Here is a 7723-nt window from a genome sequence, read left to right on the forward strand (position 1 = left end):
TAGATAAGATAACCAATCAATATAATTTTATAGCTTTATAAACCCTTAGTATAAAAGGCTTAATTAGTATGCTAACTGAAATAGATAAATCTAAGGTAGGAATGATCTGAAGTTATACCTGTGGAAATAACTAGTGGGATATTAAAATATAGTAGCATACTTGATGCTAGTGTCTATCAATGAAACAAGAAGCCCAACCATCTTTAGTGGTTGGGTGGATTTATTAAATGTTAGAGATTTATGGGCAATGATATACCAAGCCCTCAATAAGCATTTCATTCACATAAGATTCCCCTGTCATCGGAACAGCAACAGAACCAGCCTGCAAATAGAAGCTTGAGCTTTGTGCATCATTTTTGCTTGCTTGATGAATGAAAACGATATTGCCCCCTTTCTTATGGGCATTATTGCGTAAATCATTTTTTGCATATTCTTTCATTTCTTGAAGTGAAGCTTTAAAGTCCGCTAACATCCTTTGTTTTTTATAGCCTGATACCTCGCCTAGATAAGTGCAATTTTGAGGTTTTTCATACACAATTTGCACAGCCTTTGCTTCTTCTTGTAGAAGTGTAGGTTGCGTGGAGCAACCCGCCAACATTAAAGTGCCAATTAACCATAATGCTTTTTTCATTGTATGTTCCTTTTAGTTAAAATTTTATGCCAGTCCTAAATCCTATAGCGAATGTGTAGTTTTTAGGTTCATAATAAGACTTAAGAATTCCAAACTCTGAAACAGAAGGTGCTGAATCGGAATCATCAATTTTCCAATAATCCAAAGTGAGGTGGTAAAATACAGAATACCGTTCACTTTTTTTGTGGCTTGTCCCAACTAAAGCTTTTAACCCAAATCCTTTTTCTTGCTTTAGGAAAATATCATTACTCCAATTGACCTGAGACATTCCACCTTTATTTTTACCTGATAAGAAATGATGGTAGCCTAGTAGATAATCAAAGCTTGTTTGGCTGTTAATGCTGATATTTCCTTTCAGTTCCAAAGGAATGTATTGGTATTGTTGTACCCGTGCTGCAAAGGTTAGAGGATCATTTAAATACCAATAACCAAATCCGCCCTGTAAAAAAAGACTCGAATCCCTGAATCCTAAAAGATTTAAAAGATTTATTCCAGTCTTAAATTCTGTTTGTATAATGGAGCTTGCCATTCCTGAAATAACCTTCTCATCTTGATAAGTTGTGCTACCTGTGTTGAGCGTTCCACCTTCGTATGCACCAATGGCGTACAAGAAACGACCTTCAGCACCTACCTTAAAACTTTGATTGTAGATATAGTCTGTCCCCACATTCATTCCAACTGCCAATCCATATTGTTTCATAATGGAGGGTTCTTCATAATGGTAGTATGCACTATCAAGACCCATCATTAAATCTAATCTGTGCTTAGAATCTTCAGCAATCAAAGGTAGAATCAAGATAGAAATAATTAAAAAAATACGCATTCTTTACCTCCATTGTAAGCCAAACTGGAATCCCATACGCAATGTTTGATGGGCAGGGTAGCTAAAAGTAATAGGAATATGAGAAACATTAACCGTTTCTTTGGAAGAATCTGCATGGCGCATAAAATCAAGCAAAAGCTGACCAATAATTATATAATCTTTATCTATTTTGTAAGCAGTTCCAACTCCTAGAGACAATCCATAGGAGCTATTTGTTAGGAGTGGATTTTTCTCTGCAATCAGATTATAAGATTGATCCTTGCTTATCCCAACTTCCCTCTCCCCATTCCCAATAAGAGCGGTAATGTGATATAACAAGGAATATTGTGAATTTATTTCTCTCTCTCCCTCTAATTCTAGCAGGGCATAGAGGTGTCTTCCAGCTGATGAAACGGGGATAGTGCTGTCGCTCATGATTCGATACTGAACGCCAATATTTAAGAAAAGTGGTGATTGTTATGTTAAAAGATTATAGCCTCCTTTGAGTGCTAAGTCAGAAACAATCGTTGTCGCCCCGCTACGCGGTTGATTATAGAATTCCGGATTCATATTAGGTAACCATTCTCCACTAAAAGAACCCCTTTTTGCCATTTTGCCAGCTGAATAACCAGTAAAAGCCTCAAGCTTGTAGCCTGATTCAAAGCGATAACCAATATCTGCATAAATGGAATTAAGCATAGGGTTGCGGATTTTGCTTGCTTTATCTTGTGTTGTTAAATAAAACTGATCAAAGCCAACCAATATTGTAGAATACAAGCCATTGTATTGTGCAAAAACCCATGTTTGGATACCTAATACCAATAATAAAAATTTTTTCATTATGTTTCTACCTTATCATCGAGGGCTAACTCCTATAGCCAACCCTCATAAAATTAGCGATTAATTCTTGCAGAATTCCCTCTAATACCAATTTGTAAACCTACACGCGTATTTTTAATGTGATTTGTTGATGTAAAATCTGGCGTTTCTTTTGTGTTTGAATGGTGGATAAAAGCACTAATAAATGCATCTGTTTTCTCACTAATCGCCCTTGAATAGCCAACTTTAGCTTCAATATTTGTCCCACTTACATCAAGATTTGTGTGAGAAGTCTCTTTGTATTTTCCGTTTGATTGTTTGCCATCAATAGGGATTGAGTATCTCAAGGCATAAAGGATTGAAGATTCTGAATTTAAAAATGCTTCTCCCTCTAGCTCAATCGGGATGCTGAAGTAAGAATGTTCTAAGTAAGTTCCATCATAAAGTCTTGTATTATGGAATTGTCTTATGCCTGTGTTTAAAAAAGTGTTTGATTTTTAAATCCTGCAAGACTCAAAAGGTTGTAGCCGATATACGCACCATAATCGGTTTGAATATCTGAAGGTGTTCCCTCATATAGGAGAGGCTTTAGGTTTGAAGAAACATAGGGGTAAGAGTCTCCAAAGAAATTACCATCACTGAGTGAAAGAAAAGTATCTGCTTTTACCTTGAATTGTTCATTAATGCTCACGCCTATTTCAGCACTTAAAATGCCCGCCCCAGAACTCTTTTTATTGCCATTTGCCTTATAATTTTGTGTGGTCGCTCCTACGCCCACACTTCCATAAAGCACAGCCTTGTTATATGTTGCTTGCTCTGCAGCATAAAGAGAGCCACAAAGGGCAAACACAGATAATAGTTTGAGGCATTTCATAATTTACTCCTTAGGCTAAAATAGAATAACAAGTGGGTTTAAACCGGCAGCTGTTGCGACACCAATTAAGAGAGGATAGCGTATGTCTGACCACCATCCCCCGCCTTTAACTTCTTCCAACTCTGTTTCATTAAGAGTTCTAACCCCAGCACTTTGCTCTGTTAATTGCCCATTGGTTGCAAGAGCTAAAACATCATCTGTGTTCGCACTTTGTGCAAATGCACCTACACTAAAAACACCTGCTAATACAGCAGTCGCAAGAACCTTTTTCATTCTTGACTCCTTTAATATTAATACTTGGGTTTAAATTTCTATACCCAGACAGATTCTATTAAAAAAATCTCAAATATCAATATTTTTTTACGAAAAAATGGATAAATATTTTTATGATGTTTCTTTTTTACCCAAAATTTTAAAAATTTAATATTTATTTAATGGGTAAGTATAATTTTATTCTGCTTTTATGATAGGGAGTGGTAAGGTAAGCTAGAGATATGCTATAATACCTTGAAAAAGGAATGAAATGTCTAAAGTAAAATTAAGTTTTCTTGCAATTTGCTTCGTTATTCTTTGTTTTGGATTTTATGCACCTATGCGTCTACAAGAATATTCTATTCCAGCACCTTTGAAGCGACCCATTCATATTGCTTTGATTGCTGATGTGCATTCAAGTGTCTTTTACTACAATACCATTTTTTCTATCCTCCATTCAAAACCTATTGATTGCATTATGTTGGTGGGGGATATTGTTGATGATAATGAGCCAGCAGAAAAGGGTATTGTATTTTTACAACGATTGCGCCAAGAATTTTTGCAAATACCAATTTACTATGTAACAGGCAACCATGAATTCCACTCTATAGGTGCAAAGAAGAACAAACAAATAGCAAAAGAACAGGGTTTTATTGTTCTGGACTCCTCTTACCCTCAAGAAAAGGTTACATTAAAGGGAGAGGAAATTTTTATTATAGGAGTAGATGACCCTAGTATTACATATTATGATTTAGAGGGAAATCGTTTAGCAAATATTAATGATAAGGGTTCTGTGCGCTGGATAGAGCAATACCTAAATCCACTTGAGTCTGAAATTCAGGCTAAGGAATCCACATTTAAGATTTTTCTTACACATCGTCCAGAATTTATAGAGCTTTATAAGAACATGCCGTTCAATCTTATTTTAAGTGGGCATGCACATGGTGGTTTGATACGTATTCCTTATTTATTGAATGGTTTATATGCACCTAATCAAGGGATTTTTCCTAAGTATGCAGGTGGGTTTTATTCTATAGGCTTACAGCAGAATTTAGTTGTGAGTCGAGGTATGAATTTTGATATAATGCGTCCACGATTTTTTAATCCGCCTGAAGTTGTCTATATTACACTAGAGCCAAGCGACAAATATTGACACAAAAGGTTATTGGAACTTTTTTTGCTTTCACTCCTTTGAATGCATTTGCATTCAAAATTCTAATGGAGTTTTGCATGTATATTTCAGGAACATACTCAACCCCTAATATAGGATATTATACCTATCCTTATTCAAATAAGCCAGTGGATAGGATTCATGGCGATGAGAGTCGCCAAACAACAGAATTAAGTGTTTCTCCTATGCCGATTTTTGAGCGTTTTGAGGCAACACCTTTTTCAGAGTGGAATTCTCAAACTACCTTATTTCAGCCTAGTAAGGATTCTATGCCTTTAAGTGAGTTTACTCTACAAGAGGCAACTTTATTTGCAATGAATGCACCAAAAAATTCTAAAGATACGCCGATACTAAGTGCAATTCTTAAAGGTGCTTAAAATAAAGGCTTGAATGCATTGTACATTCAAGCCTTCCTAGTTAATTTGATTCTCTCTGCATACATATCAAACCTTTATGTGAAAAATGTTACAATGCCAAAAATAAAAAGGATTGAAATGTTTTCGGAACTTGCAAAGGGCATTTTTTTAATGTTTGCCTCTACTTTTTTCTTTGCATTGATGAATGCGATTGTAAAATATCTTACTTCTTTAGGTTATTCTTCGATGGAAAATATTTTCTTTCGAGCATTTTTTATGGTTCTTGCTATGTGGTTGCTATTTTGTTCCATTCCAGCGGTGAATCGTTTAGGAAATTTTAACTTCAAGCGTCCGAATCTGTATTCTAAGAAAAAGGGTGGCGTGAGGAAAATCTTGCTTCGTTCTTTTTTTGGAGCTATTTCAATGAGTCTTGCATTTTATAATTTTGCGACAATTCCACTTGGAATTTCAACGGCATTTTTGCAATCTATGCCAATTTTTATGGTAATTTTTACATTTTTTACAAAGGAACGTCCAAATTTGTTCAGTATTTTTGCGACACTGATTGGCTTTACTGGAGTCTTGTTGGTTGCAAACCCAAACACTAGTCAGATTCCTATTATTAATGCGGTTGCAGGAATTGTCGGTGCAATGAGTGCAGCTTTTGCGTTTATGACTTTAAGGAGTTTGAAGGAATATTACCAAAGTGGTGCGGTGGTATTGTGGTATGGAATTTCAATGAGTGTTGTTGGAATTTTAGGAATGTTGCTACCCATTGAAAAAATGGGAGGATTTATTATGCCAAACTTTTTTGATTTGCTTTTATTTGTTATGGCAGGCGTAATTGGGACGATTGGGCAGTGGTTGATGACAAAATCCTATATGTTTGCACCTGCGAGTGTGATTGCACCTATTAGTTATATGCGAATCGTATGGAGTTTATTTTTAGGCTTTTATTTGGGTGATGCTTTTCCAAATCTCTTAACGTTAAGTGGCATATCTTTGATTATTTTTTCGGGCATATTGATTGCTTTGCCCTCTTGTATAAGTGAATGGAGAAGAATAAAGAATAAAAATTGATTAATAAAATTATTAAATATATATTATTTTAAGTCTACAAGGAATGACCTATTCCTTAAGTATTAGCTTTTGTAGCCTTTAGATGTTCTAAGTCTAAGCTATAGTTATTCTATTAGTTTGTATGTTTTTAGATAACTTATATTATTCAAGTTTTGTAAATGAGATTATAAATTTATAAGCTTTACAATATTTTTATCCCTTCAGAATATGGTATAATTCACGATAAGAGTTTAATGCATTCTATGATAGCAAGACTTAATATAGCTCCAAATAACACACATAAGCTTAATTGTCGCACATAAAAATGGGGATCTAAAATCTTCCTAGCTGTGCGATAGCCAGAGAGTATTGCTCCTGTAAAGCCACCACCAGGGAATCCAAATGCAGAGGCAAAATACAGATTTTTGATAGATTTTGAAGTAAACCTCCCACGTCCCCAAAAGCCTTGAATGCTCTGCTCATAACCATAAGGAGTGCCATTGCTCGTGCGGGTATATCGCTTTATCGTCTTTGGTGTGGCAAGTTCGGAATGAATACAATAGCTCATAATATTTGGAAATATTTCTTCTAAACGTGTTTCAAAATTCATTTTTAAGGCTTGTTTTTTTGCATTATATTCTTCTTGGTTTAGATTGTCCCATTCTTCATAACTGCTTAATGTTGTTATCACGCCAAAATATCTATCGTTTCGATTGCTTAATCCACTCTCAATTTTGGAGTAATTCACAAATACAAAATCGCGTTTCTCAAGTGGAATATTAAATTGATTGCTTGTGTCAGGGTTAAAGGGTTGTGCAAAGTTTTCAGAATCCACAATAAAGCTTGAATAGTCCATATTTGGATATTTTTCACTTAGATTTTTCTCAAAAACCATATATATGGATAGGAGCGAAGTTTTAGTGGTGAATGCTTCTGTTTGTTTTGAATCTGCTTCATATTCACTTGGTGCTAAGTCCTTCAAAAGTTCTTTATATACAATATTTGGGTCGCAATTTGCAATAATTTGTTCTGCAAAGATTCTATGTTCTTGTCCTTTTTTGTCCTTATATATAACACCATTAGCCGTCTTTATCTTTGTATTTTCATCAAGTAAAATCTGTATGACATCAGCATTATTTTTAACTTCCCCGCCGTTTTCTGTGATGATGTGTGCAAGGGCATCAGAAAGCTCTTGTGAGCCACCTTTAATATACATTCCTTGATGGTAGTAGTTTGACTGGGCGACTGCATGGTAATTCCAATCAAACTTATAAGGATTGTGGTGAAAGTAGGCAAGATTAATATTTAAAATTCTTTTAAGTTTAGAGTCTGTCATTAGAGAGTCGAGCATATCGCCTACACTGCGGTTTTGAAGTGCATTTAACCCAAGACGCCATAGGGTAGTGAGTGGAGCAAAGAAAAAATCAAAAAAACCCATCATAAAAGGAAATTTGCGATTAAGGTATGTATGAGTTTTAAGCTTTTTGAAGTATTGTTCTATGCCTTTAGATTCGTTTGGAAACATTGCTATCAGGGCATTTTTAGTTGTTTTGTGTGGGATAGTGATAGGGGGATTTTGTGTATTTGATTCTATGATACTCCATGCGGTAGGGAGTGGAATAAATGTAAGTCTCTCCATAAGCCCAAGTTCTTTAAAGATAGAGCGTTTCATATCAGTGCGTGAATCTCCCCAGTCAAGCTCATGTAATCCTGCATCAATCAACATTCCCTTGCGTTTGAAGCAAGTCGCACAACCCCC

11 protein-coding genes are annotated in these 7723 nt (G+C 35.3%); 3 read left to right on the forward strand and 8 right to left on the reverse strand.

Annotation, left to right across the window (positions count from 1 at the left end; genetic code table 11):
• Positions 1 to 238: 238 nt before the first annotated feature.
• From CCZ01_RS09345 to CCZ01_RS09375, 7 genes are all read right to left on the reverse strand, one after another.
• On the reverse strand, positions 239 to 631 hold the full coding sequence (locus CCZ01_RS09345; RefSeq protein ID WP_112052952.1) for a DUF4156 domain-containing protein: 393 nt from the start codon (positions 629 to 631) through the stop codon (positions 239 to 241).
• Between the two features lie 16 nt (positions 632 to 647).
• Positions 648 to 1454 (reverse strand): hypothetical protein, encoded by an 807-nt coding sequence (locus CCZ01_RS09350; RefSeq protein ID WP_112052953.1) that lies wholly within the window; start codon positions 1452 to 1454, stop codon positions 648 to 650.
• Positions 1455 to 1457: 3 nt separating this feature from the next.
• Positions 1458 to 1868, reverse strand: coding sequence for a hypothetical protein (locus tag CCZ01_RS09355; RefSeq protein ID WP_112052954.1), 411 nt, complete (start codon positions 1866 to 1868; stop codon positions 1458 to 1460).
• A gap of 42 nt (positions 1869 to 1910) precedes the next feature.
• Positions 1911 to 2273 carry a hypothetical protein gene (locus tag CCZ01_RS09360; RefSeq protein ID WP_112052955.1) on the reverse strand — a complete coding sequence of 121 codons (363 nt, stop codon included), beginning with the start codon at positions 2271 to 2273 and terminating at the stop codon, positions 1911 to 1913.
• A gap of 53 nt (positions 2274 to 2326) precedes the next feature.
• Positions 2327 to 2599, reverse strand: coding sequence for a hypothetical protein (locus CCZ01_RS09365; RefSeq protein WP_112052956.1), 273 nt, complete (start codon positions 2597 to 2599; stop codon positions 2327 to 2329).
• 131 nt (positions 2600 to 2730) lie between these two features.
• Positions 2731 to 3126, reverse strand: a complete 396-nt coding sequence (locus tag CCZ01_RS09370; protein ID WP_112052957.1) for a hypothetical protein — start codon at positions 3124 to 3126, stop codon at positions 2731 to 2733.
• Between the two features lie 15 nt (positions 3127 to 3141).
• Entirely contained in the window at positions 3142 to 3399 is a 258-nt protein-coding gene (locus CCZ01_RS09375; RefSeq protein WP_112052958.1) for a ComC/BlpC family leader-containing pheromone/bacteriocin, read from the reverse strand.
• Between the two features lie 250 nt (positions 3400 to 3649).
• On the opposite strand from CCZ01_RS09375, the gene CCZ01_RS09380 reads away from it, so the two are divergent.
• The 3 genes from CCZ01_RS09380 (at position 3650) to CCZ01_RS09390 (ending at position 5985) form a co-directional block, all read left to right on the forward strand.
• On the forward strand, positions 3650 to 4531 hold the full coding sequence (locus CCZ01_RS09380) for a metallophosphoesterase (RefSeq protein WP_112052959.1): 882 nt from the start codon (positions 3650 to 3652) through the stop codon (positions 4529 to 4531).
• A 77-nt stretch (positions 4532 to 4608) separates the two neighbouring features.
• Positions 4609 to 4926, forward strand: coding sequence for a hypothetical protein (locus tag CCZ01_RS09385; RefSeq protein WP_181566384.1), 318 nt, complete (start codon positions 4609 to 4611; stop codon positions 4924 to 4926).
• A gap of 117 nt (positions 4927 to 5043) precedes the next feature.
• Positions 5044 to 5985 carry a DMT family transporter gene (locus CCZ01_RS09390; RefSeq protein ID WP_181566385.1) on the forward strand — a complete coding sequence of 314 codons (942 nt, stop codon included), beginning with the start codon at positions 5044 to 5046 and terminating at the stop codon, positions 5983 to 5985.
• A gap of 217 nt (positions 5986 to 6202) precedes the next feature.
• Here CCZ01_RS09390 and CCZ01_RS09395 read toward each other — a convergent pair.
• A partial coding sequence (locus tag CCZ01_RS09395) for a phytoene desaturase family protein (protein ID WP_146745246.1) occupies positions 6203 to 7723 on the reverse strand: 1521 nt, incomplete at its 5' end.

Source organism: Helicobacter monodelphidis, from assembly GCF_003288845.1.
Lineage (GTDB): Bacteria > Campylobacterota > Campylobacteria > Campylobacterales > Helicobacteraceae > NHYN01.

Coding starts and splice junctions, on each gene's coding strand:
- CCZ01_RS09345 (WP_112052952.1), bottom strand. CDS start 631: ATGAAAAAAGCATTATGGTTAATTGGCACTTTAATGTTGGCGGGTTGC.
- CCZ01_RS09380 (WP_112052959.1), top strand. CDS start 3,650: ATGTCTAAAGTAAAATTAAGTTTTCTTGCAATTTGCTTCGTTATTCTT.
- CCZ01_RS09355 (WP_112052954.1), bottom strand. CDS start 1,868: ATGAGCGACAGCACTATCCCCGTTTCATCAGCTGGAAGACACCTCTAT.
- CCZ01_RS09390 (WP_181566385.1), top strand. CDS start 5,044: ATGTTTTCGGAACTTGCAAAGGGCATTTTTTTAATGTTTGCCTCTACT.
- CCZ01_RS09385 (WP_181566384.1), top strand. CDS start 4,609: ATGTATATTTCAGGAACATACTCAACCCCTAATATAGGATATTATACC.
- CCZ01_RS09360 (WP_112052955.1), bottom strand. CDS start 2,273: ATGAAAAAATTTTTATTATTGGTATTAGGTATCCAAACATGGGTTTTT.
- CCZ01_RS09375 (WP_112052958.1), bottom strand. CDS start 3,399: ATGAAAAAGGTTCTTGCGACTGCTGTATTAGCAGGTGTTTTTAGTGTA.
- CCZ01_RS09350 (WP_112052953.1), bottom strand. CDS start 1,454: ATGCGTATTTTTTTAATTATTTCTATCTTGATTCTACCTTTGATTGCT.
- CCZ01_RS09370 (WP_112052957.1), bottom strand. CDS start 3,126: ATGAAATGCCTCAAACTATTATCTGTGTTTGCCCTTTGTGGCTCTCTT.